27 protein-coding genes, 1 tRNA gene and 2 pseudogenes are annotated in these 23,289 nt (G+C 70.4%); 15 read left to right on the top strand and 15 right to left on the bottom strand.

The window, feature by feature from the left end:
* Positions 1 to 90: 90 nt before the first annotated feature.
* The 5 genes from P1N55_RS07905 to P1N55_RS07885 all read left to right on the top strand — a co-directional run bounded on the left by P1N55_RS07905 (position 91) and on the right by P1N55_RS07885 (position 3,758).
* The gene (locus tag P1N55_RS07905; protein WP_276278376.1) at positions 91 to 1,368 is read left to right on the top strand and encodes a cytochrome P450; all 1,278 of its coding nucleotides are present in this window, start codon (positions 91 to 93) and stop codon (positions 1,366 to 1,368) included.
* Positions 1,369 to 1,440: 72 nt separating this feature from the next.
* The gene (locus tag P1N55_RS07900) at positions 1,441 to 2,010 is read left to right on the top strand and encodes an FxsA family protein (protein ID WP_276278375.1); all 570 of its coding nucleotides are present in this window, start codon (positions 1,441 to 1,443) and stop codon (positions 2,008 to 2,010) included.
* A gap of 91 nt (positions 2,011 to 2,101) precedes the next feature.
* Positions 2,102 to 2,175 (top strand) — tRNA-Ile (locus P1N55_RS07895).
* A gap of 171 nt (positions 2,176 to 2,346) precedes the next feature.
* Positions 2,347 to 2,574 carry a DUF2249 domain-containing protein gene (locus tag P1N55_RS07890; RefSeq protein WP_276278374.1) on the top strand — a complete coding sequence of 76 codons (228 nt, stop codon included), beginning with the start codon at positions 2,347 to 2,349 and terminating at the stop codon, positions 2,572 to 2,574.
* 251 nt (positions 2,575 to 2,825) lie between these two features.
* Positions 2,826 to 3,758, top strand: coding sequence for a hypothetical protein (locus P1N55_RS07885; protein WP_276278373.1), 933 nt, complete (start codon positions 2,826 to 2,828; stop codon positions 3,756 to 3,758).
* A gap of 5 nt (positions 3,759 to 3,763) precedes the next feature.
* On the opposite strand, the gene P1N55_RS19915 is transcribed toward P1N55_RS07885, so the two are convergent.
* The 5 genes and pseudogenes from P1N55_RS19915 to P1N55_RS07865 all read right to left on the bottom strand — a co-directional run bounded on the left by P1N55_RS19915 (position 3,764) and on the right by P1N55_RS07865 (position 6,330).
* Positions 3,764 to 3,961, bottom strand: coding sequence for a helix-turn-helix domain-containing protein (locus P1N55_RS19915; protein WP_455429089.1), 198 nt, complete (start codon positions 3,959 to 3,961; stop codon positions 3,764 to 3,766).
* A 39-nt stretch (positions 3,962 to 4,000) separates the two neighbouring features.
* Positions 4,001 to 4,387: pseudogene (locus P1N55_RS20115) on the bottom strand (helix-turn-helix domain-containing protein); the annotation flags it as partial.
* An 83-nt stretch (positions 4,388 to 4,470) separates the two neighbouring features.
* Positions 4,471 to 5,542, bottom strand: a pseudogene (locus tag P1N55_RS07875) (radical SAM protein).
* The gene (locus P1N55_RS07870; protein ID WP_276278372.1) at positions 5,539 to 5,841 is read right to left on the bottom strand and encodes a CGCGG family putative rSAM-modified RiPP protein; all 303 of its coding nucleotides are present in this window, start codon (positions 5,839 to 5,841) and stop codon (positions 5,539 to 5,541) included. Before P1N55_RS07870 ends, P1N55_RS07875 begins: the two are co-directional and overlap by 4 nt.
* 69 nt (positions 5,842 to 5,910) lie before the next feature.
* The gene (locus P1N55_RS07865) at positions 5,911 to 6,330 is read right to left on the bottom strand and encodes an SRPBCC family protein (RefSeq protein WP_276278371.1); all 420 of its coding nucleotides are present in this window, start codon (positions 6,328 to 6,330) and stop codon (positions 5,911 to 5,913) included.
* 164 nt (positions 6,331 to 6,494) lie between these two features.
* Between P1N55_RS07865 and P1N55_RS07860 the strand changes: the two genes are divergently transcribed.
* Genes P1N55_RS07860 through P1N55_RS07850 form a run of 3 tightly spaced genes read left to right on the top strand, consistent with a single transcriptional unit; the run spans position 6,495 to position 7,913 of the window.
* Positions 6,495 to 7,118, top strand: a complete 624-nt coding sequence (locus P1N55_RS07860) for a helix-turn-helix domain-containing protein (RefSeq protein ID WP_276278370.1) — start codon at positions 6,495 to 6,497, stop codon at positions 7,116 to 7,118.
* 53 nt (positions 7,119 to 7,171) lie between these two features.
* Positions 7,172 to 7,732 (top strand): isopentenyl-diphosphate Delta-isomerase, encoded by a 561-nt coding sequence (locus tag P1N55_RS07855; protein WP_276278369.1) that lies wholly within the window; start codon positions 7,172 to 7,174, stop codon positions 7,730 to 7,732.
* 34 nt (positions 7,733 to 7,766) lie between these two features.
* Complete coding sequence (locus tag P1N55_RS07850) at positions 7,767 to 7,913, top strand: hypothetical protein (protein ID WP_276278368.1); 147 nt, start codon at positions 7,767 to 7,769, stop codon at positions 7,911 to 7,913.
* Between the two features lie 88 nt (positions 7,914 to 8,001).
* Here the strand turns inward: P1N55_RS07850 and P1N55_RS07845 are convergent, their stop codons facing one another.
* The 8 genes from P1N55_RS07845 to P1N55_RS07810 all read right to left on the bottom strand — a co-directional run bounded on the left by P1N55_RS07845 (position 8,002) and on the right by P1N55_RS07810 (position 15,853).
* Positions 8,002 to 9,672 carry a sensor histidine kinase gene (locus tag P1N55_RS07845; protein WP_276278367.1) on the bottom strand — a complete coding sequence of 557 codons (1,671 nt, stop codon included), beginning with the start codon at positions 9,670 to 9,672 and terminating at the stop codon, positions 8,002 to 8,004.
* A gap of 67 nt (positions 9,673 to 9,739) precedes the next feature.
* Positions 9,740 to 10,066, bottom strand: coding sequence for a hypothetical protein (locus tag P1N55_RS07840; RefSeq protein WP_276278366.1), 327 nt, complete (start codon positions 10,064 to 10,066; stop codon positions 9,740 to 9,742).
* 155 nt (positions 10,067 to 10,221) lie between these two features.
* The gene (locus P1N55_RS07835) at positions 10,222 to 10,374 is read right to left on the bottom strand and encodes a hypothetical protein (protein ID WP_276278365.1); all 153 of its coding nucleotides are present in this window, start codon (positions 10,372 to 10,374) and stop codon (positions 10,222 to 10,224) included.
* 65 nt (positions 10,375 to 10,439) lie between these two features.
* Entirely contained in the window at positions 10,440 to 12,233 is a 1,794-nt protein-coding gene (locus P1N55_RS07830) for a hypothetical protein (RefSeq protein WP_276278364.1), read from the bottom strand.
* An 81-nt stretch (positions 12,234 to 12,314) separates the two neighbouring features.
* Positions 12,315 to 12,557 carry a hypothetical protein gene (locus P1N55_RS07825; protein WP_276278363.1) on the bottom strand — a complete coding sequence of 81 codons (243 nt, stop codon included), beginning with the start codon at positions 12,555 to 12,557 and terminating at the stop codon, positions 12,315 to 12,317.
* Between the two features lie 69 nt (positions 12,558 to 12,626).
* The gene (locus tag P1N55_RS07820) at positions 12,627 to 12,992 is read right to left on the bottom strand and encodes a hypothetical protein (protein ID WP_276278362.1); all 366 of its coding nucleotides are present in this window, start codon (positions 12,990 to 12,992) and stop codon (positions 12,627 to 12,629) included.
* A 186-nt stretch (positions 12,993 to 13,178) separates the two neighbouring features.
* Entirely contained in the window at positions 13,179 to 14,921 is a 1,743-nt protein-coding gene (gene ilvD, locus P1N55_RS07815) for a dihydroxy-acid dehydratase (RefSeq protein ID WP_276278361.1), read from the bottom strand.
* Positions 14,922 to 14,980: 59 nt separating this feature from the next.
* Positions 14,981 to 15,853, bottom strand: a complete 873-nt coding sequence (locus tag P1N55_RS07810) for a hypothetical protein (protein WP_276278360.1) — start codon at positions 15,851 to 15,853, stop codon at positions 14,981 to 14,983.
* Positions 15,854 to 16,036: 183 nt separating this feature from the next.
* Between P1N55_RS07810 and P1N55_RS07805 the strand changes: the two genes are divergently transcribed.
* The 4 genes from P1N55_RS07805 to P1N55_RS07790 all read left to right on the top strand — a co-directional run bounded on the left by P1N55_RS07805 (position 16,037) and on the right by P1N55_RS07790 (position 19,648).
* The gene (locus P1N55_RS07805) at positions 16,037 to 17,002 is read left to right on the top strand and encodes a beta-ribofuranosylaminobenzene 5'-phosphate synthase family protein (protein ID WP_276278359.1); all 966 of its coding nucleotides are present in this window, start codon (positions 16,037 to 16,039) and stop codon (positions 17,000 to 17,002) included.
* Positions 17,003 to 17,313: 311 nt separating this feature from the next.
* Positions 17,314 to 18,150, top strand: a complete 837-nt coding sequence (locus P1N55_RS07800) for an RAD55 family ATPase (protein WP_276278358.1) — start codon at positions 17,314 to 17,316, stop codon at positions 18,148 to 18,150.
* Between the two features lie 84 nt (positions 18,151 to 18,234).
* Positions 18,235 to 19,116, top strand: coding sequence for a hypothetical protein (locus P1N55_RS07795; protein ID WP_276278357.1), 882 nt, complete (start codon positions 18,235 to 18,237; stop codon positions 19,114 to 19,116).
* On the top strand, positions 19,109 to 19,648 hold the full coding sequence (locus P1N55_RS07790; RefSeq protein ID WP_276278356.1) for a hypothetical protein: 540 nt from the start codon (positions 19,109 to 19,111) through the stop codon (positions 19,646 to 19,648). The genes P1N55_RS07795 and P1N55_RS07790 overlap by 8 nt, the downstream gene beginning before the upstream one ends.
* 11 nt (positions 19,649 to 19,659) lie before the next feature.
* Here the strand turns inward: P1N55_RS07790 and P1N55_RS07785 are convergent, their stop codons facing one another.
* Positions 19,660 to 20,451 carry an SDR family oxidoreductase gene (locus tag P1N55_RS07785; RefSeq protein ID WP_276278355.1) on the bottom strand — a complete coding sequence of 264 codons (792 nt, stop codon included), beginning with the start codon at positions 20,449 to 20,451 and terminating at the stop codon, positions 19,660 to 19,662.
* Between the two features lie 96 nt (positions 20,452 to 20,547).
* Between P1N55_RS07785 and P1N55_RS07780 the strand changes: the two genes are divergently transcribed.
* The 3 genes from P1N55_RS07780 to P1N55_RS07770 all read left to right on the top strand — a co-directional run bounded on the left by P1N55_RS07780 (position 20,548) and on the right by P1N55_RS07770 (position 22,373).
* Positions 20,548 to 20,871 (top strand): transcription factor S, encoded by a 324-nt coding sequence (locus P1N55_RS07780; protein WP_276278354.1) that lies wholly within the window; start codon positions 20,548 to 20,550, stop codon positions 20,869 to 20,871.
* A gap of 191 nt (positions 20,872 to 21,062) precedes the next feature.
* A complete protein-coding gene (locus tag P1N55_RS07775; RefSeq protein WP_276278353.1) occupies positions 21,063 to 21,431 on the top strand; it encodes an NUDIX hydrolase in 369 nt (122 codons plus the stop codon).
* Positions 21,432 to 21,497: 66 nt separating this feature from the next.
* Positions 21,498 to 22,373, top strand: coding sequence for a hypothetical protein (locus tag P1N55_RS07770; protein ID WP_276278352.1), 876 nt, complete (start codon positions 21,498 to 21,500; stop codon positions 22,371 to 22,373).
* Positions 22,374 to 22,418: 45 nt separating this feature from the next.
* Here the strand turns inward: P1N55_RS07770 and P1N55_RS07765 are convergent, their stop codons facing one another.
* Positions 22,419 to 23,243 carry a ZIP family metal transporter gene (locus P1N55_RS07765; RefSeq protein WP_276278693.1) on the bottom strand — a complete coding sequence of 275 codons (825 nt, stop codon included), beginning with the start codon at positions 23,241 to 23,243 and terminating at the stop codon, positions 22,419 to 22,421.
* Between the last annotated feature and the right edge of the window lie 46 nt (positions 23,244 to 23,289).

The raw sequence follows: 23,289 nt of genomic DNA, 5'->3' as shown, positions 1-23,289 counted from the left end.
ACCAGGCGGCTCGCGAGGATTCGGGACCGGTCACACCCGGCGACCGACCCCCCACGCTCGGACGCGTCCCGGGTCGACAACACGCTCGCGATGCTGCGGGACCCGCTGGGTTTCTACGACCGCGCGGGGCGCGTCGACGCCGACGTCGTCGGCTACCACGTCGCGCGGACGCGGGGTTACTTCCTGACCCACCCGGACCTCGTCGAGCAGGTGCTGGTCACCGACGCCGCCGACTACGAGAAGGGACAGCTGCTCTACGATACGCTGGGCCAGTTCATCGGCGAGGGCCTGTTCCTGCTCGAGGGCGAGGAGTGGCAGCGCCAGCGGACGGCGCTCCAGCCCGCGTTCTACCGCGAGCGCATCGAGACCTACGGCGAGACGATGACCGACTTCGCGCGCGACACCGCCGGCGGGTGGACCGACGGCCAGCGGGTGGCCGTCCTCCCCGAGATGCAGTCGCTGACGCTGCGCATCCTCGGGAAGACGCTGCTCGACGTCGACGTCGACGCGACGGCCGCCACCCTCGAACCGTTGCTCGACGCACTCCGGGACCGACTCGACCCGCGGACGCTCTCTGCCTACCTCCCGCTGTCCGTGCCGACGCCGGTCAACCGCCGGGTCCGGCGGACGCGGGCGGCCTTCGAGTCGACGCTCGACGACGTCGTCGCCAGGCGCCAGCGCGAAGACGCCGCGACGCGCGAGGCCCGCGACGACGTGCTCTCCCTGCTGCTGTCGCTGGACGACGAGACGATGGACCGCGAGCGCCTCTCTCACCAGTTGCTCACCTTCCTCGTCGCCGGCCACGACACGACGGCGCTGACGCTGACCTACGCCTGGTTCCTGCTGGCGAACCACCCCGAGGTCCAGCGGCAACTCCACGCCGAGCTCGACGCGACGCTGGACGGCGCGGACCCGACGCCGGCGGACCTCTTCGAGCTACCCTACCTCGACGACGTGCTAACCGAGGTGCTGCGACTCTACCCGCCCGCGTTCACCGTCTTCCGCCAGCCGACCCAGCAGGTGACGCTGGGCGGCTACGACGTCGGCCCCGAGGCGCAACTGACGCTCCCGCAGTACCTCGTCCACCGCGACGCGCGGTGGTACGACGACCCCGACGCCTTCCGCCCGGCGCGCTGGACCGACGACTTCGAGGCCGACCTGCCGGACTACGCCTACTACCCGTTCGGGGGCGGTCCGCGCCACTGCATCGGGATGCGCTTCGCGCGCATGGAGGCGAAACTCGCCATCGCCACCATCGCCCAGCGCTACCGGTTCGAGGCGGGCACCGAACCCCCGCTGGACCTCGCGATGCGCATCACGCTCGCGCCGGCCGAGCCGGTCCGCGTGCGGGTCCACGAGCGTGGGTGACCCGGGCGAGCGACCGCCAGTGCCAGCTGGCCGTCTCGAAAGGCGTTTGGGGCCGGCCCCACTACGACGGGTATGCTCCGGGTCATCGGGCTGCTGTTGCTCATCCCGCTGTTCGACATCGTCCTGCTGGTGACGGTCGCCATCCCCTTCTTCGGGCCGCTGGTGACCGTCGCCCTGGTCGTGCTGACCGCGCTCGTGGGGATGTTGCTGGTCCGCGCGGAGGGCCGGGCCACCCTCCGGGCCATCCAGGAGAAGGTCGTGACCGGCGAACTCCCGACGAACGAGCTCATCGACGGCGGCCTCCTCATCGCGGCCGGCGCGTTCTTCCTCACGCCCGGCCTGGTGACGGACTTCGTCGGCCTGCTGCTCGCGGTGCCGTTCACGCGGTACCCCATCCGCGCGGGACTTCGGCGGTGGGTCATCGTCCCCTACGTCGACGCCCGGACCGGCGGCCTCGGCAGCGGCCAGATCTACATCGGCGGCTTCCCCGACGAGGACGGCGCGCCCGCGGGCTCCGGAGCGGGCGGGCCCGGCCCTGGCGGCGCCTCCGGGTCCGGCGGTGGCTCGGGGACCGACGACCGCTCCAGCGGGTTCGACCCGGACCAGGCCACCGACGTCGACTTCGAGGAACGCGACAGCTGACTGGCGGTTCCCTGGTGCGGTTTCCCACGCTCGGCGGGGCGAAACGTTACCCTTTTCAATACCCCTCGGGTACACTCTGATGCGCTCACCTGGGCCAATAGCTCAATCAGGTTGAGCGCTCGGCTGATAACCGGGAGGCTCTCGGTTCAAATCCGAGTTGGCCCACTCCAACCGGCGACCGGTTCCGGTCGCTATTGGGGTCAAAACTCCCCAGCCATCTCATCTACGACGACATTCGCGAGCGATGCCACCGTCGGGCGCGCCAGCGGTCGACGCGCCGCTCGGACGAACACGTTCGGGGACAGCGATTGCTCGGTGGGGACGGACTATCCCGGTATGGCAGCGGACACCTCAGTCACCGAACTCGACGTCAGCGCCATCGACGGCGAACCGTTCCCCGAGATCGTCTCGGCCCTCGAGACGCTCGGTTCCAAGGAGACGCTCCGACTCGTCAGCGCCTTCGAACCGGTCCCCCTCTACGACGTGTTGGACGCACGGGGATTCGCCCACGAGACGGAACGAGTCGACAGTAACATGTGGCATGTCACCATACGACGCGAGTGAGGCACACGACGGGTGACTCGCTCGCAACTCGTCTCCCAGGGGTCACGGGGCTTCGTCGCCGCGAGCGCCGGCTTTCTCCTGGCCGCCCACGTCGCGATGCTCCTGGACGCCGGCCGGCGGGTTGTCGTCCCGCTGGCGCTCTACGGCTTCGTCCTGCACGTGCTGTTCGGGAAGGCCTACGCGCTGGTCCCCTCGTACTTCGACCGGCCGCTCGCGGCCCCGCGTGCCCCGCTGGTCCACTCCCGCTCTCGGTGCTCGGTGCCGCCGGCATCGCGCTCTCGCCGGTCGGTCCCGGGTGGGTCGGACCGCTCGGTGCGGGCCTGTGGGCCGCCGGGGTCGCCGTCTTCGTCGCGACGCTCGGGTGGACGCTCCGGGACAACCTGACGGGCGCCGCCACGGGGACCGGCGGAGCCAACGCCCACCGCGAACCGGTCGACCGGGCGGCCAACGCCGTCGTTCCCGTCGCGCTGGGCTACCTCGTGCTCGGGACTGGCGGGCACCTGTGGACGGTGACCGGCGGGGCGCCGCTGGCGACGATGCAGGCGTCGCACCTGCTCGCGGCCGGCACGGCGGCGCTGTTCGTCTTCGGCGTCGGCTTTCGGCTGTTCCCCCGGTTCCTCGTGGCGAGTCCGCCCCGCACCCTGGTCGCCGTCGTGCTCCCGACCGGAGCGGCCGGACCCGCCCTCCTCGGGGTCGGGCTGTTCGACCCCCTGTTCGTGCTCGTCGGGGGTGCGTTCGAGGCGTTCGCCGTCGTCGGGTTCGCGCTGGCGTACCTCGTCCTGTTCGCCCGCTCGGACCGCCGCCGGGTGGGCTTCTATGCGGTGCTGGTCGCCGTCCTCGCGGGCGTCGCCGGGGTCGCGCTGGCGCTCGCCACCCTCGTCGTCGGGCGCGACCCGGCGCTGGTTAGCGCCCATTACCGGACGATGCTGCTGGGCTTCCTCGGCCTGACCGCCGTCGGCGCCGCCTACCAGTTCTACCCGCCGTCGGTCGGGCAGGTACCGTTCGCGTCCGACCGGACGGCGCTGGTCTCGATCGCGCTACTGGCCGGCGGCCTGGCTGTGCAGGTGGGCGGCGGCCTGACCGGGCTACCGGTGCTCCAGACGGCGGGCGAGGCCGTCGCGCTCGGCGGGGCTCTCCTGTACGCGTGGCTGCTCAACGGGGCGTTCGCTCGACAGCGCGGCTGACCGGCTCAGTTCTCGACGATGCTGCCCAGCAGTTTCGTCTCGGCGGCCGCGAGGTGTTCGGCGAACGTCGAGACGGTGATGTCGAGCGCCTCGGCCACCTCGCCGGCGTTGGCCCCTTTCGGGTACTCGAAGTAGCCCATCTCGACCGCCGTCTCGAGCACCTCGCGCTGGCGGTCCGTGAGCTGGCCGCGGTCGACGAGCACGGAGTCTTCGCTGGCAGCGGTGCCATTCTGTCGGAGCGAGCGCAGGGAGACGCCCTCGTAGAGGTCCCGCATGCGGGTCACGATGGCTCGGACCCGGTCGATGTCCGGCGCGTAGAACGTCAACAGCAACTGGCCGTCCTCGGCCTGGACGTCCGAGACGGGACAGGCGAACTCCTCGACGGACTCGCAGGGACAGGTCGCCGCCCGCTCCTCGAGACGGTACCGACCGCCCCGGTCCGCTTCGAACACCCGCTGGACGTCGGTCCGGTCTGCGACGGGCCCGTCGTCCGTCACGGTGAACTCCTCGACCTCTCGCCCGTCGGTGCCCACGGTGCTCCGGGCGACGTTGGTCACCACCGTGCCGGCCTCGTCCGAGATGTTCGCGATGGGACAGGCCTCGCCGGAGTCGACCGAGAGCTCGACTCTGATCCCCGATGCGCTCATACCGGTCCCTTCGACACACCGGTACAAAACGCTCCGCGCCAGTTCCCAGTGGCTGAAAAATCCCCTCAATCGGCCGGGTGCTGGTCGGGGACCGACCCGTCGAATCCCGGGGTCGTAGGCACACAGCGGATCCGCCGCCAGCGGGTCGCCCGTCGTCGCGTAGGCCCGCGACCGGCTCCCGCCACAGACACCCCGGTACTCGCAGGCCCCGCATTTGCCGGTGAGCGCGTCGTCGTCGCGGAGGCGCTGGAACAGCGCCGAGTCGCGGTAGATGGAGACGACCGACTCATCGCGGACGTTTCCGGTGGACTCGGGGAGGAAGCCCGACGGGTACACTTCGCCGGTGTGGCTGACGAAGGCGAACCCCTTGCCGGCACGGATGCCGGTCCGCCGTCGCGGCGGGGCCGCGCCGCCGTCGCGATCCTGGATGCCGACGCGGCGGAAGTGGGGGGCTTCGGTCGTCTTGACGCCGAACGGGGCCGCCTCGCGGACCTCGTGGAGCCACGCCATCACGCGCTCGGCCCGGGCCGGGTCGACGGGCGTCAGCACCCGGCCCCGGCCGACCGGCACGAGGAAGAACACGGACCAGAGGACCGCCCCGAGTTCCGCGACCCGGTCGCGGATGGCCGGCAGTTCCGACACCGTCTCCGCACAGACGGTGGTGTTCACCTGCAGCGGTACGTCGAGGTCACGGGCCGCCTCGGCAGCCGCCATGGTCGACTCGAAGCTGCCCGAGACGCCCCGGAAGCCGTCGTGGGCGGCCTCCGTGGCCCCGTCCAGCGAGAGCGCCAGCCGTCTGAGTCCCGCTCGCTCGAGGTCGGCCAGTCGCTCGCGGGTGAGCGACGACGTCCCGCTCGGGGTCAGCGTCATCCGCAGGCCCCGCTCGGTCCCGTACTCGACGAGGTCGGCCACGTCGTCGCGGGCCAGCGGATCGCCGCCGGAGAGGACGACCAACTGGCCCTCGCCGAACGCGGCCGCGTCGTCGAGCAGGGCCATACCCTCCTCGGTGGACAGTTCCGCGGGGTGACGCTGTGGGTTCGCGTCGGCCCGGCAGTGCTTGCAGGCCAGCCCGCAGGCCTGGGTCACCTCCCAGATGAGCACCAGCGGCCGCTCGTCGACGGCGACGGCCGGGGTCATCGACCCTCGACGTGGACGCGGGTGACGTGTCCGCCACAGCCACACTGCTCGACGTACTCGCTAGCCACCTGCGCCCCGAACTCCGCTTCCAGCGCGTCGAAGAGGTAGGTCTCCGGGTGGCCGTGGGCGGCGTGGGTCACGAGGTTGACGTGGTTCCCCGGCGTCGTGTGCTCGACGGCGGTGAGGGCCTGTTCGACGACCAGCGCGCGGTCCTCGGCGTGGACCGGCCGTTCGAGGTTCGCCGACCAGGAGTTGTCGTGGACCGACTCGGTGACCGGCGGGACGTCTGTCTCGGGCATGCTCCCAGATAGCACTGCCACCGCCCTCTGTCCTCTCCCGCAGATGTTCGGGTGCTTAAACGGGTCCGGTCACGCGGCGACCTGGCGCTCGAGCCAGTCCAGCTGGGCGGTCAGCTCCTTGCGACGCTGGCGTTCCACGATGGTCGCGTCCAGCACCTCACCGATCACCGCGAAGTCGACGGCGCTGAACTCGGTGGTGGCAGTCACCTCGGCCCCCGCCGGCACTTCCTGGACGGTGTACTCGGTCCGCATCGTCTCGAAGACGCCCTCGCGTTGTTCGTAGGCGAAGACGGCCCCCTCGACGTCGACGACCTCCAGTTCGAGTTCGATGTCGAAGAGTCCCATCCGGTTCTGGAGGGTGATACGATCGCCGTCGACGGTCACGTTGTCCAGGCCGAGCGCGTCCATGAACGGCTGGACGTCCGTTATCAGGGCCCTGACCGTCTCCGGGTCGGCGTCGACCGTCCGCGAAAGCGTGACCCGTTCCATGGTCGAACGCGGCCGCCGACGCAGATAAGCCTTGGCCGGGCCCGAACGGGTTCGGCCCGTCATTTACCGGGGTTCGGCGGGCAAGTGATATAACTACGGGCGAACAAACCGAACATGTTCGGGACTACACCCTCCATAGCAGGGCGAATATCTTCGGACATACGATGCCACGCGCAGAACTCTCGCTCACGATACCGGAGGGGACCTGGATCGGCGACGTCTCGCGGAGCCACGACGTCACCTTTCGCATCCTCGCGGCACTGCCAGGCGACGAGTCGGGCGTCGGCCTCGCCGAGGTGACCGCGCCTGACTTGCCGGCGGTGCTCGCCGACGTCGAACGGCGCGACGTGGTGACCTCGATGGAGATTCTCTCCCACCGCGACGACACGGCGCTGATACAGTTCGAGACGTCGATGCCCCTGCTGCTCTTTCCCGTCCAGGGCTCGGGCATCCCGCTGGAGATGCCCTTCTCGCTCGAGGACGGCGAGGCCTCCTGGGAGGTGACGGCGCCACAGGAACGGCTCTCGCAACTGGGCGACCAGCTCGACGAGTTCGGCATCCCGTTCCAGGTCGAGCGCCTCCACCAGCGTGTCGAATCCGAGCAGCTGCTCACCGAGAGCCAGCTGGAACTCATCGAGGCCGCCGTCGAGCAGGGCTACTACGACACGCCACGGGACTGCTCGCTGACGGACCTGGCCGAGGCCGTCGGTATCGCGAAATCCACCTGCAGCGAGACGCTCCACCGGGCTGAGGAGAAGATCATCAAGCAGTTCGTCGACGAGCGCTGACCCGCGCGGAAAGTCGAAGCGCGTAAGAATCCCCTCCGAGATTGTGCTGACATATGAGCACCGACGCCGACGGCACACACAAGAACGCCGAGCAGGACGTCATCGCGGTGGACGCCGACGACAACGAGCAGGGACTGGTCAACCGGCTCGAGGCCCACACCGGCGACGGCATCCGGCACCGGGCGTTCACGGCGCTCCTGTTCGACGAGGACGACAACGTGTTGCTCGCCCAGCGGGCCGCGACCAAGCGCCTCTGGGACACCCACTGGGACGGCACCGTCGCCTCCCACCCCGTCGAGGGCCAGAGCCAGGTCGAAGCGACGAAGGAACGACTCGACGACGAACTGGGCATCTCGCCCGACCAGTACCGCGACCTCCGTGTCACCGACCGCTTCGAGTACAAGCGCTACTACGAGAACGCGGGCCTCGAGTGGGAGGTCTGTGCGGTCCTGCAGGCGACGCTCACCGACACCACCCTGGACCCGAACCCCGAGGAGGTCGACGGCCTCATGTGGGTCCCCTACGACCGCCTGTGCGAGCACCCCGAGTACTACCGGCAACTGCGCCTCTGTCCCTGGTTCGAGATCGCGATGCGGCGCGACGACGAACGCTAGCTATCTTTTCACGACCCGAATCCGTGAGCGCCGGATGCCCGCTGGCTTCCTCGCGCCGCTCGGTATCGTCGCCGTCGTCTTCGTCGCCGTCGACCGCCACCAGGAGACCCGCCTGGTCGACTTCCTGACCGCCGGCCGGGAGCGCCTCGCGGCCTTCGCCGGCGTGGCGCTGGTCCTTTAGGGGGCGCCGCGCTCACCGGCGCCGCGGAGATGTTACTGGCCGCGGGTCCCTCTCGTCCTCTCGGTCGCTTGCCGGGCGCGCCGCTGCCTCACTCCCGGGCGGCCCGCGGCAGCTCGATTTCGACGGTCGTCCCCGGCCCGTCGACGAACGACAGGGTCCCGCCGACGTTCCGGACGACCCACTTCACGAGCCACAGGCCGACCCCCGATCCGTGCTGGAGCGGCGTCTCCTCCCCGGCGCTGATCACCTCGCGCTCGTGGTCGGCGATGCCCGGCCCGTCGTCCTGGACGCGGACCGTCACCCCCTCGTCGCCGGCGTCGACGTCGATGGTCACCGTCACGGGGCCGTCGCTGTGTTCGACGGCGTTGTCGACCAGTTCCTCGAAGGCGAGTGTCAGCGACGGCCCGGCCAGCACGCGGAGGCCGTCCGGGCAGTCGGCGACAACCGCCGCGTCGGGGTAGCGCTCGCGCGCCTCGGCGACGACGGGGTCGACGAGGTCCGCCAGGGCCAGCGGCCGCGGCGTCTCGGCGTCGAGCGCCTCGGAGACGGCACCGATCTTGTCGCTCCGCTCGACCACCTCGTCGACCGTCGAGAGGATGCGGTCGATGCGTTCGTGGCCGTCGGCGTCGGCGTGGTCCGCGAGCAGGTCGGCGTTGCCCCTGACGACGTTCATCTCGTTGCGGATGTCGTGGCGCAGCAGGCGGTTGAGGACCGTGATGCGCTGCTCGCGCTGGCGGCGCTCGGTGACGTCCCGGAGGCTGACGAGGTGCCCGGAGACCGCGCCGTAGGTCCGGTACAGCGGCGTCACGCGGACGTCGTAGTAGCGGACCGCGCCGTCGTGTTCGAGGCGCGTCTCGGTGTGGGCCCGCTCGTCCGGGCCGGGGATGGCTGCGGCCAGTTCGGGCCGCTCGTCCTCGAGGCGGCGGCCAAGCAGGGCGACCGGGTCGGCGTCGAAGAGGGCCGCGCCGGCGTCGTTGACGTCGACGATGCGCCCGGCCTCGTCGACGATGACGACCCTGTCGTCCATCTCCTCGAGGATGGCCTCCCGTCCCAGGTCGCGGGTGACCGGCGCCACGTCGAGCAACTGCCCGCCGAGAATCGCCGCCGAGAGGACGACCCCCGAGACGACGTAGCCCAGGCTCGTCGGGTCGAACGGGGGCGGGAGCACCGCGAGCAGGTGCAGCGAGTGGGCGGCCATCGGCACCGTGATGACGGCCACGAGCGCGACGCCCTGGGTCCGGAACAGCTGGTTCGTCCGCACCATTAGCCGCGCGAGGAGGACAGCCCCGACCAGCACCAGCGCCAGGACGTAGGCCAGGTGGGCCCAGCGGACCAGCCCCCAGACAGGCACGAGCGTGCTCAACTCTCCGCGGCTCGCCGTCTCGAGGCCGCGCCAGACCAGTCCGTGCGAGGGGTTGGACCACACCAGTGTGACGAAGACGGCCGGTTCGACCAGCAGCAGGCCCACCCGGCGCCGACTCAACCAGTGGGGATGGCCGGTGTACTCGAGGACGGCGACGAGCCAGGCGATGGGCACGACGACAGACAGCGTCAGCTGGACCTGGAGGAGCCACTGCATCCTCGCCAGGTCGTGGACGGCCAGTTCCAGCCCGTAGGCGACCGTCCAGAGGCTCGCGGCGACGACGAACGTCGCGAGCGGACCGGCGCCGGGCCGGTCGCGATGGAGCCAGACCAGGAACGCGACGCCCATGCCGACGACGGACGCGAGCAGGACGGTCGCGAGAGTCGCCAGCGCCATGTTGGTCGGTCTACCGTGGACGCCCTGATAAGGGTTCCTCGGCGATTACAGGGGTTGAAAATCGGTGTCACTCCGCCCGCGAGCGCAGCGCCGACCAGACGGCGATGGCCGCCAGCAGGAACGCGGGCACCAGCGGGAGCGTCAGGTACGCCGCCCTGAGCGTCAGGCCGAGCGACGCGACGACCCCCTGGGCGGCCGGGAGCACGAGGATGGCGCCGGGGACGACCAGGAACGCCACGACGACCATCCCGACGAGCGTCCACCCGTGCCAGCCGAACTCGTCGCTCGTGCCGGCCTGTTTCGGCGGTTCCCCGCTCGGGCGGTGGACGTACCCCTCGGCGTCGGTCCCGGTCTCGGTCTCGCGCTGCTCGCTCGCCGCGTCCGAATCAGCCATCGGACTCACCGTCCGGCCCTGCGGTGTGGACCCCGGGCCGTTCGCGGCCGGAACGGACGCCGCTGGAGATCCCCCGGCTAGCGTGTCCCGCGTCCTGTACTGCCTGCATACCTCGCTGTCGGACCAGCGAGCGCAAAACGCTGGCGGTCCGGAGACTACTTTGGCGGTCCGTCCCCGATGTCGACCAGCGCGGTCCTGTGGCCGTACGTCTCGCCGTGGCCGTCCTGCTCGTCAAGCGCGGCGTCGTGTTCGGAGAAGATACCCTCGAACGCACACTCCCGACACACCAGATGATACAGCCCGCTCATGGACAATCGTATCTATGTATGTCTGGATAAAATTTTCGAACGAACGGCGCTGAAGGAAGGGCCGACTACCCGCGGTACAGGACGAAAAGCACCAGCGCCAGTACCACTCCGACCACCGGGAGCGCGTTCTCGGCCGCGCCCAACGTCGAGGACACTCCGGCCGCACCGCCGGTGGTGGCCGTCGGCGTGGCCAGCGGGTCGGTGCCCGCCTTCACCTCCGCCGCGTCGTCGGTGCCGTCCCCGTCGGTGTCGGCGTCGGTCGGGTCGGTCCGGAGTTCGTCCTCGCGGCCGTCGCTCAGGCCGTCGCCGTCAGTGTCGGGGCCCGCTGGGTCCGTCTCCCCGGCTACCTCCTCGGCGTCGTCCAGGCCGTCGCCGTCCGTATCGGCGACCGTCGGGTCGGCCCCGACCGCGAGTTCGCGGGCGTCGGGGAGCCCGTCGCCGTCGGTGTCTCTCACCGTCGGGTCGCTCCCGACCGTCACCTCACGGCCGTCAGTCAGGCCGTCGCCGTCGGTGTCCGGGGTGAACGGTCCGGTCCCTGCCGTCCGCTCCTCGTCGTTGGTGAGGCCGTCGTCGTCGTGGTCGTCGATGCGCACGCCGGCGTACAGCCACGGGTCGTCGGGCAGCGTCTCGTCGTGGCGCCCGGTCAGCACCCGGTCGAGGAACGCGTCGAGGTTCCGGCCGGCCACCCGCTCGACGATGTCGGCAAAGACCGCCCGGGTGATCTCGCCGTCGTGGCCGTTCATCCAGTACATGACCTGCTGGAAGGTCTGCTCGCCGTCGGTCTCCTGCTGGATGCGCGCGTCGACGAGCGCCACGACGCGGGCGCCCTTCGAGTACTCGACGTCGGCGTCGGGCCACGACTCCGGGGTCGTCAGGTCCGCTCCGGCGTACGTCGTGTCGGTGACGTGCTGGCGGAACGACCGGTAGGTGACGCCGCCAGTGCGCAGGGCGACGAACGCCGCGTAGTACTGGGCGCTCCCCTCGTCGACCCACGCCATCGCACGGCTGGTGTCGTAGGCCTGGCGCTCGTGGACGTACTCGTGTATCCAGGTGTTATCGAGCGTGCCCGTCTCGCTGTCCTCGTGCACCCAGTAGGACCCAGACGACCCGGCCGCGCCGCCGCCCCGTATCGGGTCGGGCGCGACGAAGACCGTGAGGTCGTCCTTTCGCGGCGCGATACGGAGCTCACGCATCCCGGCCAGGAGCGTCGTCTCGATGGCCGTCCGGTTTGCCCGCAGGTCGGCCTGGTCCGGGACGACGACGCGGACGGTCCCGGCGTCGCTCTCGTTGCGGAACGTCTCGTGGGGGCCCAGGTGGACCCGAAAGTCCGTCGCGACCCCCGGTTCCCCGTCGGCGACGCGGTACTGCGGCTCGAAGACCGGCTGCTGACCCGTGTACCACCACTTGACGTACGGCGTCACCGCCCCGGTGCCGAACTGTGCCCACTCGTCGGTGCCGTAGCCCGAGCGCCCGAACCCGTCCCCGTGCATCGCAGAGGCCCGGTACGTGACGCTCGGGTCCGAGGGCTGTCCGTCCCACGTCAGTACGGTCCGGCCGTCTTTCGTCTCGCTCTCGAAGCCCCGGTCGCCGGTCACCACGGCGTCCTCCGGGAGGGACAGTTTCAGCTTCGACAGTGTCCCCGGCGGGTCGAGGGAGACGGAAACACGGATGACGCCCGGGTCGTCCGGGACCCGCTCGAACGTATACGTCGGCGAGAGTACCGGCTGACTCGCCGCCAGCGCCCGCGAATTGTCCGATTCCAGTGCGCCCATCGCATCCGTCGGCTGTGCGAGTGCGGGCCCGACCGCCGACGTCACCAGGAGCAGTCCGACGAGCACCGCCGTCCCGTGCCAACTCATCCAGCTGCCCTCCTCGGGTGGCCGGGTAATATCTTGGCCCCCGGCTATCAGGGTCGAAACTGGCCCCGGTGCCGGACTGGCTCACCCGCGCGTGATATCGATAAGGCCGCGCTTGACCGCGTCCATGAACCGGTCGTCGAGGGTCATCTCCTCCCACTCGTCGGGGCGCTCCTCCGCCGGAATCTCGGTCAGCGACTCGAGCAGCGACTCGTGGACGAACCGGCCGTGTTCTCCACACTCGACACAGGTGCGGATGAGCGACTTGACGGCGAACTCTCGCTCGACGGTCGCCTCACACCTGGCACAGACGTACGTCTCGGGCACACCCCTCGCTACGTGCCCCTGCTATTCGGGTGTTGTGACTCGCGGCCGTCGCCGGCCCCCGTCGGGACCCTACGAGGCGGTGCTGGCGCTCGCCGGTTCCGCGCTCCACCGCCGGCGCACGTACAGCAGCGGGAGCATGACGAGCGCCGCCGTCGGCACGGTCACGACGAGGACGACGGCGATCAGGATGCTGCCCGTCGCCACCAGCCGCGGCCCCCACACGAACGCGTAGACGACCAGCCAGCACAGTGTCGTCCCGAGCGCGGTCACCGCGCCGGCGGCAGCGCCACGGCGGAACGAGTACGCTCCACGGCGCTCGACGACGGTCCACCAGGCGGCGGCCCCGACGGCGGGGACCGGCAGCGCTAGGAAGACCGCCGGGGGACCCGTGGTGAACGGGAGCAACTGCCCGAGGGCGTCGGTCACCGCGCCCATGCGCCACAGCAGGACCGTGCTCCAGAGGAAGGCGTACGCGCCGGCGGCGAGGGCCCACCTGGTCGCGGGGCGACGCCGGTCGCGGAACGGGGACCAGCCGGCTCCATGCGCGTCGCTGTGGGTGCCTGCACCAAAGAATTTGGCACGGAGCGGCCGGCAGCAGCCGATAGGGACGGCCGGACCGCCTCAGTCCCACTTCGCGCCGGGATTCGTCACTGCACCGTTGGCCGCCGACCCGAACGCCTGCTCGTACTTCGCCAGCACCCCGTTCGTGTACGGGGGCTCGGGTTCGTCGCGTGCCTCGAGGCGCTGCTGGATCTCCTCGTCGGAGAGGTCGACCGCGAGCGTCCGGTCGGGGATGTCGACGGTGACGTGGTCGCCGTCCTGCAGGGCGCCGATTGGGCCGCCGACGTACGCTTCGGGGGCGACGTGGCCGATCATCGGCCCCCGCGTGGCACCGGAGAACCGGCCGTCGGTCAGCAGCGCCACGTCGTCCTCGTGGCCAGCGCCGACGACGGCGGCGGTGACACCGAGCATCTCGCGCATCCCGGGGCCGCCGCGTGGCCCCTCGTTGCGGATGACGATGACGTCGCCGGACTCGATCTCGCCGGTCTGGACGTACTCCATGGCCGCTTCTTCGCCCTCGAAGACGCGGGCGGGGCCCTCGTGGTGGAACTTGTCGTCGCCGGTCACCTTCAGGACGCCCCCGTCGGGCGCGAGGTTGCCGGTGAGGATCTTGATGGCACCCTCCTCCTGGTAGGGCTCGTCGACGGTGTAGAGGTAGTCCTCGTCGATGGTGTCGTCGTCGGGCAGTTCGCCCTGCTCCTCGAGGTGGGCGAGTTCCTCCGCGATGGTCCGGCCGGTCACGGTCATCGCGTCGCCGTGGAGCAGGTCGGCCTCGAGCAGACGGCGGACGACCACGGGCACGCCGCCGACCTCGAAGAGGTCGTTCATGACGCGGGTGCCGCCGGGCTGGAGGTTCGCAATCTTGGGCGTCCGCCGGGAGATCTCGTCGAACTCCTCGATGGAGAGGTCGATGTCGGCCTCGGCGGCCAGCGCGAGCAGGTGGAGGACGGCGTTGGTCGACCCGCCGATGGCAACCTGCAAGGCGATGGCGTTCTCGAAGGACTCCTTCGAGAGGATGTCGGAGGGCGTGCGGTCGTTCTCGATGGCGTCCAGCACGAGGTCCCCGGCGCGTTCGGCCACGTCGTAGCGCTCCTCGTGTTCCGCGGGCGGGGCGGCCGATCCGAGCGGGGCCAGCCCCAGCGCCTCGGAGATGGAGGCCATCGTGTTGGCGGTGAACATCCCGCCACAGGAGCCCGCGCCGGGACAGGCGTGGCGCTCCATCTCGTCGAGTTCGTCCTCGCTCATATCGCCCTCGGCGACGGCGCCGACGCCCTCGAAGACGTTCTGGATGGTGACCTCGCGGCCGTCGTGCTCGCCGGGCATGATCGAGCCACCGTAGAGGAAGACGCTCGGGAGGTCCGTCCGGATGGCGGCCATCATCATCCCGGGCAGGTTCTTGTCACAGCCCGCGACGGTGACCAGGCCGTCCATGCGCTCGCCGAAGGCGACCAGTTCCACGGAGTCGGCGATGATCTCGCGGGAGATGAGACTCGCTTTCATCCCCTCGGTCCCCATCGAGATGGCGTCGGAGATGGTGATGGTACCGAACTCGATGGGCATCCCTCCGTTGTCGTCGACGCCATCGTAGGCGGCGTCGGCGACGTCGTCCAAGTGGACGTTACACGGGGTGATGTCGGCCGCCGGGTTGGCGAGGCCGACCATCGGCGAGGCGAGGTCCTCGTCGTCGTACCCCATCGCGCGGAACATCGCTCGGTGCGGGGCGCGTTCGGTCCCCTCTGTCACGTCGTTGCTCGGGAGGTCCGGGTCCTTGCCCGGACGCTCGCGGCCGTCCTGCTGGCTCATACTCGGCAGTTGCCGCCGGGAACCTTAAGAACACGGACTATGGTGTTCGGTCGCGTCCCTCACTCGCGGCTGTCGCCGCCGTCGGCGTGGGCCGCCAGTGAGTCGTAAATCTGCTGTTCGATCTCGCTGGGGTCAGGTTTGTCCTCGTGGTCCGAGAGCCGGCCAGTCACGTAGGTGAGGACGCCGAGGTCCTGGAGCAACTGGCGCGTCTCGCGCATCTCCAGATCCAGGGCGAGCTGGACGCCGTGGAGAGAACTCGACTCGGCGACGGCGTCTCTGACCGTCTCGGGGGTGACGCCCTCGGGGAGGTCGACCCCGCCGAACTCGGGGGGCTCCTCGTCGGCCGTCGCCAGCGGTGTCGTCTCGGCGTGCCCGTCCTGGCTGTGGGTGTCCTGGCCGTCGCTCGCGGATGCCACGTCGTCCGCGGACTCGTCACTCGCGCCGGCCCCGCCGTCGGCCGTCTCGTTGCTCGACGTGTTCGGTTCGTGGATGCCGTGTTTCATCATGTTCCGGCGCACCGTCTGTGCGGTGACGTCGACGTCGAGCGCCTCGGTCATCGCCGCGAAGGAGTCGTACCGTTCGTACACCTCGCGGAGGCGGTCCGGGTCCTTGTATGCCGGTGGTCCGTCTGCCGCTCGCTCGCCACCGGCGGACGAGTCGGTGGTCGCTGGTGTTTCCGGGGCTAGCTCCGGCAACTCGGCGGTGTCGAACGTCATCGAGACGTCGACGCAGACGCGGCCGTCGCGGTATTCGGCATCGGCGACTTCGACGTGCTCGGCCCCTGCCGAGAGGTCGAACGGGAGCGCCACTCGCATCGTGGTCGAGAGGGCCTCGCCCTCCGTCGTCGCCGACACACTCTCTACGCCGACGCCCTCCGCCCGTTGGGCCTCGACGAGGCGGGCGAGCGCGTGCAGAGAGGTATCAATCGACATGTCGTCCGGAGGTTTCCCGCTGATGAGTATGTATCTTTCGCCGGGCCTGTCAGGCGTGTTCAGCTACGGCGTCGTCGGGTTGGTGACACACTACGTCCCGGGAGGTCGTCACTCACGTACCATCGGGACGGCGGCCGTCCGAAAGACGCTACCTTGATTTCTGGGCGTCTCGAACCGGCGGCCATGGCGACGGTCACGACGGCCGCGCGACTCCACTTCGGCTTCCAGAACCTCGCGCTGGCACACGAGCGACTCTACGGCGGCGTCGGTCTTGCGCTCGCGGAGCCACGGCTCGTCCTCGAGGCCGAACGGGCCGACGGCGTGGCCTGTGCCGACGAGGACGTGGCACCGTACGTCCGCCGGGCCGTCGAGGTGCTGGGCGTCGAGGGGGCCGCGGTCACCGTCGACGAGCGCTACCCGCGCCACGTCGGCCTCGGGAGCGGGACCCAGCTCGCGCTGGCCGCCGTCGTCGCCGTCGGGCGCGCCTACGACCGGGCGGTCGACGTCCGGCGCCTGGCGCCCGCGCTGGGCCGAGGCGGGCGTAGCGGCGTCGGCGTCGCCACCTTCGAACACGGCGGGTTCGTCGCCGACGGGGGCCACCCGACCGAGCGCTTCACCGCCGAACCGCCGGCCGAGGGCGACTGGGACGTGCCCCCGGTCGTCGCGCACCACGACCTGCCGACCGACTGGCGGTTCGTCCTCGTCGTGCCCGACGCCGGCCCCGGGCAGAGCGGGGCCGAGGAAGACCGGAGCATGCGCCAGACCGTCGAGCGGGCCGACCCCGGCATCGCCGACGAGATTGCGATCCTGCTGACCCGCCAGCTGCTCCCCGCCGTCGCGACGGGCGATCGTCGCGGGTTCGGCCAGGCGGCGGCCCGCCTCGGCCGACTCAACGGGGCCTGGTACGCCGACGAGCAGGGTGGCGTCTACCGGCCGCCCGCCGGCCAACTCGTCGAGCGACTCGGCGACGAACCCGCGATAACCGGCGCCGGACAGTCCTCGTGGGGGCCGGCGGTCTGGGGACTGACGGACGCCGAGCACGTCGACGTGGCCCGTGCGGCCGGACAGGCGGCACTCGAGGCGGCCGGCGTCGACGGGCAGGTGCAGGTCGTCGCGCCGCGAAACGAGGGTGCGCGCGTTCGCGAGTGACCGGCTCCGGGTCCCCGGCCCTGTCAGATCCGCGACGCGGCGGACTGACCGGGTCGGGGGCGCCGCTCTCGCCCGGACGGTGGCGCCTCACAACTCGGTCGGGCACTGCCACGCGTGGTCACGATTCCGCCCCGAGGTCGCGGTTCGAGGGACTCTGTAAGTCCGACACTCGTCACGTAGGACGGGAAGCGTCTTTCGAATCATCTCGTCTGCCGAGCGTCCGCCCGGACTCTCTGCACCGATTGCTACTCACGTAGACACCACCCGCCCGCAGGCCAAGCGTTTATGAACTCGTGTGGGCGAGTGGGTGTATGGACCGTCTCCCGTTCGGGGTCCGGCAGCTGGACTCGGTCATCATGGGTGGTGCACCGGCAGGGAGCGTCGTCTTGCTCTCGGGCGAGGCCGGTGCCGGGTCCCGGGAGTTCATGCACACGAGCGCGGTGATGAACGCGCTGGGTCACGTCGACGAGGACCTGTTTGACCTGCACTACGGGTCGCTGGCGGCCGACGCCGTCCTGCCCGACGAGATCCACTACCTCTCTTTCACCGCGAGCGAGGCCCAGCTGAGCGCCGAGCTGCGCATGGAGATGGACGACGAGCTCGTCGCCGCCGGGATAGACGGGCTCGAGTTCCACGAGCTGTCGGAGCGGTACTTCCACATGAGCCCGGTGCCTCGCCAGTGGTACGCCGACCAGACGCCCAACATCAAGGACCTGCGGGCGCGCCACGAGCGGACCGACCTGCTCGAGGCGTTCGGGATGACGCTCAGCGACGTCGCCCCGGGAAACCTCGTCGTCATCGACTCGCTGTCGGACCTCGTCAGCGCGCTGGGTGAGGACGTCGACTGGACCGACATCACCTTTCTCGTCGCCGGCCTCCAGAAGGCTGCTTTCGACTGGGGCGGCCTCATCCTGTTGCACGTCAACCCCCAGACGCTCTCGAGTGTCAGACACGGGCAGCTCTCAGATGCCGCCCACGGGACCCTCGAGTTCGCGTGGGCCTCGGGCGGGTCAACCCGGGCGCGGACGCTCGTGGTCAAGCAGTTCCGGGGCGCACTCTCACAGATCGAAGACGAGAACATCGTCCAGTTCGAGACGGAACTGGGCGACGCTGGCTTCGACATCAGCGACGTCCGCAAGATACGGTAAGCACGCCGTACGTGCCATCACGAGTCTCGTTCGTTGAAATCGGCGGACAACGCTTATCACTGTGCCAGAGGTATGAAACCCGTAATGGCGAGTGAGCCGACCGAGGAGGGGGTGGTCACCGTCGACCTGTCCGACGGACTCGACGAGTGGCTGGACGAACAGGCCGCCGAGCTCGGCGTCACCCGCGACGTACTCGTCACCCAGTTGCTCGCGTCGTACCGCGCCACCACCGAGCTCGAGGAGGACCGGCCGCTGTCCTCGCTCGTCGACGTCGACCTCGAGGCGGCCGTCGAGGAGTCCGTGGGGGACCGTATCGACGCGGCGGCCGCCGCGTCCGTCGACGAGCGCCTCGACGCCGCGGTCGACGACCGACTCCCGGACCTCGCCGACGCCGTCGAGAGCCGTCTCGACGACCGCTTCGAGCGCGTCGAGAGCGACTTCCAGGAGAAGCTCGACGACGTCCGCGAGCGGGTCATCCAGCTGAAACGGGAACTGGACACCAAGGCGCCGGCGGGCCACGACCACGAGGCCTTCGAGACGCTCTCGGAGCTGGAAGAGGAGGTGTGGGACCTCTCGGCGGCGGTCCAGTCGCTCCGTGCGGACGCCGAGGCTCACCGCGAGGAGACCGAGGAGAGTCTCTCGGACCTGGAGGACCGGTTCGAGGAGACCGAGGACCGTCTCGAACGGGTCGCGTGGGTCGTCAGCGACCTCCGGAGCGACGCGGGGGGGCGGGACGCCCATCAGCAGGCCGTCGAGCGCATCAAGCGGGCGGCGGCCCAGGAAGGGATCTCGACGGCGACCTGCGAGAACTGCTCGGAGCGCGTCGACGTCAGCCTGCTGACGGACCCGGAGTGTCCCCACTGCGGGTCGACCGTCTCGGACGTCCGCCCCGAAGGCGGCATCTTCCGCAAGAAAGCGCGGCTCGTGACCGCCGCACAGCTCGAGGCGGGCGATACCGATGAGTGACGAGGACCCCTTCGAGGCGTTCGACCCGGTCGACGACCGGGAGGGCGACCCGTTCGAGGGCTTCGAGCGACCCGGCGAGACGGACGCGGACGAGGACGAGGCCCAGACGGCCGAGGCCGACGCAAGGGCGACCGACGATCCGTTCACCGACCTGGACCCCGGAGACGGCGCCGCGGCCGAGCAGCCGGCCCCGGGCGCCGACGACCCGTTCAGCGACATGGCGGACCGGGAGGGCGACCCCTTCGACGCCGAGAGCGTCTTCGAGCGCGTGGACGTCGACACCATCGACGCCGACAGCGTGTGGGCCGAGATAACGGGCGACGCCGACCTCTCGGACGCCCCCGCCGAGTCGCGCTACGCAGAGGTGTCGAAACACCGCTACTGCGAGCAATGCGAGCACTTCTCGGCGCCGCCGGACGTCCGCTGTACCAGCGAGGGGACCGAGATTCTCGAGTTCACCGACATGGAGCAGGTCCGCCTGCTCGACTGTCCGGTCGTCGCCGAGCAGCGCGAACTCGCCGACGAGGAGTGAGTCCCGGCCGGCTAGCTCTTCCGGGGGTCGGCGGCGACGAGGTTCGTCCACCCGCCGTCGACGGTCAGGGGCGTCCCCGAGATGTACCTCGCGTAGTCGCTCGCGAGCAACAGCGCGGCGTCCGCGACGTCCCCGGGGTCGCCCAGTCGCTTCAGCGCCGGAATCTCCGCCCACTGTGCCTCGGCCGCCTCGGTGGCCAGCGTGTCCGTGTTCTCGGTGTGGAGCGCGGTCCGGATCATCCCTGGATGGATGGAGTTGACGCGGATGCCCCGTTCGCCCAGTTCCGCCGCGAGGCCGTAGGTCAGCAACGTCACCGCCCCCTTCGACGCCGAGTAGGGGACCTCGCCGCCGGCGCCGTTGAGCCCCGCCACGCTGGAGACGTTGAGGATGACGCCGCCGTCGTCCATCGCCGCCGCGGCCAGCTGGGCCCCGAAGAACGTGCCCTTGACGTTGACCGCGAACAGCTCGTCGAACTCGTCTTCGGTCACCTCCATGGCCGGCTTGCGCCAGTATACCGCCGCGTTGTTGACCATGACGTCCAGGCCGCCCAGTTCGACCGCCGTGGCCATCGTCGCCTCCAGGTCGTCCATGTCGGTGACGTCGCACTCGACGAACCGCGCGGCGGCGTCGGTGTCCGACTCGATGACCTCGGTGGTCGGCCGGTCGGCCTGCCGCGGCTCCCGGCGCACGTCCGCGACGACCACGTCGGCGCCGTGTTCGGCGAACCGGACGGCGATTGCCCGACCGATGCCACTCGCCGCACCGGTCACCACTGCCACCTTGCCTTCGAGCAGGGCTGTCATACGTCACCACCACACAGGCGGGCGAGGTAAATCTCCCGTCGGCGCCCGCGCCGCCGAGGAGTAACGACTTTGCCGCCGGCACCCACACCTCCGGTCATGCAGTTCTGTGACGACTGCGGGTCCATGATGCACGCCGACGGGGACGAGATGGTCTGTCAGTCCTGTGGCGCCCGCGTCGAGAAAGACGCCGACCGCGCCGCCGCGTTCGTCACGACGGACGAACAGAGCGACGACGACGTCATCGAGACGGAGGAGGGCGCGAACTTCGAGGGCAAGCCGACCGCCACCGACGTGACCTGCGACGAGTGTGGCCACGGCAAAGCCTGGTACACCATCAAACAGACCGGGTCGGCCGACGAACCGCCGACGCGATTTTTCAAGTGCCAGGACTGTGGCCACCGCTGGAGAGAATACAACTAACTCCCTGCGGGTCCGTGCTCCCCTATGACACTCGAAGCCCGGACCCGCGAGGCCGTCAGGGCCGAACTCGAACGCCTCGTCGACGCGTACGGCGAGGTGCCCGTCGACCGCGAGACGGTCACGAACGAGCCAGACCTGTTTTCGGCAGGGCGCGAACTCGCCGAGGAGGGGTGGCTGGGCGAGGCCGGGGCGTGGGTCGAGAACGAGGCCGGCGAGATCCTGCTCGTCCGCCACGAGGGCGCGCCCGACACCTGGGGACGCCCGGCGGGGCCCACGACCCCGGCGAGGGCCTCGCGGACACCGCCCGGCGTGCGGTCCGCGAGACGACGGGCGTCGAGTGCGACCTCACGAGCCTCTACTTCGCCCGCTGGAAGACCGTGGTCAACGCCGCCGACGACGACGAGCGGTTGCACATGCTCACCGTGGAGTTCGAGGCCGCGGCGACGAGCGAGGACGTGAGCGCCGGCGCCGACGGGGTGCTCGAGGCGTGCTGGTTCGGGACGCTCCCGGACCGTCTCCACGAGGTTCCCGCGCGGAAGGTGGCCGACGACGGCGAGTGACCGGACACTCAAAACCCGCTTGAAGCCACCTGAACCCTCTTACGCGGGCCGTACTAAGGCGTGTGTATGAAGCGCCGCGCGCTCCTCGCGCTCTGTGGGTCCCTCTTTGCGACGCCCGGTTGTGTCTCGCTGACCGGCGGGCCGCTCGACGGTACCGACACCCTGACGCCTGCCCCGCCACCGGACATCGACACGGACGATGGGACGCGCACGGGCGTGGGGACCGTCACCGTCGAGTCAGCTGCCGTCCAGCAGGGTGTCGTCGGCCCCGACAGCCCCGACTCTATCGGGGCGTTCGACGACGCCGAGCGGTACCTCGTGGTGACCGTCGCCGTGGACGGCCCGGCGCCCGAGCGGGAGGCGTTCGCCCTTCGGGTCGGTGACGACGTCGTCCGACCCGCGACGTTCACCAACGGGCTCTATCGCGACGGGAACTGGCGGGTCCGATACGGGTCGGCGGGGGGCCCGCTCGTCTTCCCGCTCTCGGCGGTCGGTGCCGACGACGATGTCCGCCTCGAGTGGCCCGGCGGATCGTGGACGCCGCCGGACCGGGTCCGCGAGCGCCTGACGGTCCGCCTCCCCGGGTTCGCCGTCTCCCTGGACGGGCCGACGGAGGTCGGGCCCGACGACGACCCCGAGATAACGGTGTCGGTGACCAACGTCGGCGACGTCGGGGGCCGGTACGTCCTCGCGATGAACCGCTCGGGGCCCCGCGTCGCTTTTGCCCCCGTCCGGCGACTCGCCGGTGAACTGGACCCTGGGGAGTCCGTGCGTCGGACCTTCGACGCGAAGAGCCCTTACGACGCAGACTCACCGACGGTGACGACCTACCTGCTCGACGCGCCGGGCGACCGGCAAGACGCGACACTGCGCATGGTGCCGGCCGCGGAACCGACCGGGACGGCGACCCGGCAGGACCGCGCTCACGTGACGCCACCGTAGCGACCCGCTGGCCTCGCGGGCCCAGAAAACGTGGTGCGCTGCCGGTCAGACGAGCGTCCAGGCGACGACGACGACCACCGCGCCGAGGACGGTCGACCCGACGGCGTGGGTCCGCAGCTCGTCCAGCAGGTCGTGGGAGTGTTCGTGCAGCGAACAGGCCTCGTCGATCTCGCTGCCGGCCTCGCAACTCGGCAGGAAGTCCATGGCCACGTGGAGGAAGATACCGGCGGCGAAGCCGAACACGAGCGCGTTGACGACCGGGGCGTCGGGCACCGTCACCAGCGCCATGGGGATGGCGGTGAGGCCGACGCCCGCAGCCGGGAGCAACAGGCCGGTGGCGGACTGGCCGTTGCGGGCCAGGCGGCGGGCGGCGGCGTAGCCGGCGGGCCCCTTGTGCGAGACGATGGCCAGGCCGAGCAAGAGCCCCAGCGACGGCATGGAGGCGTAGACCAGACCGATGATGAGCCCCGCCGAGAGGGCGTGGGCGGCGATGGCCGCCGTCGTCGTGTCGATGCCCGCGTCGACGTGGGTCAGGCGGTGGCCGATGGTGTGAGTGGCGTAGCCGGCGACCACGCCCAGCGCGATGCCGATGCCGCCGATGCGTGGGGTGCCCGCAGCCGTCCCCAGCCCCATCGCCTGGGGGACGAGGAACATCGCGGCCGAGGTTATCATCGCCCCGCTCGCGAGACCGTAGCCCCAGACCAGGCGGTGTGGGCTCGTCCGGTCGGCGTTCGCCCCCAGCCACGCGCCGAGCGCCATCGCCGCGAAGGCCACCCAGGAGATGACCAGCACCTTCTCGGCCCCGCTGGTGACGGCAACGGCCGTCAGCACGACCAACCCGACGACGCTGGCGACGCCGGCCACTGATATCTCCCGCGTGTTATTAAACTGCAACCCCGTTATTAGCCATTAGTTT

The sequence above is a fragment of the Haloarcula regularis genome (genome assembly GCF_029338315.1).
Classification (GTDB): Archaea; Halobacteriota; Halobacteria; order Halobacteriales; family Haloarculaceae; genus Haloarcula; species Haloarcula regularis.
The sequence above is the reverse complement of the archived record's forward strand: the minus strand, read 5'-3'. Positions and strand labels throughout refer to the sequence as shown.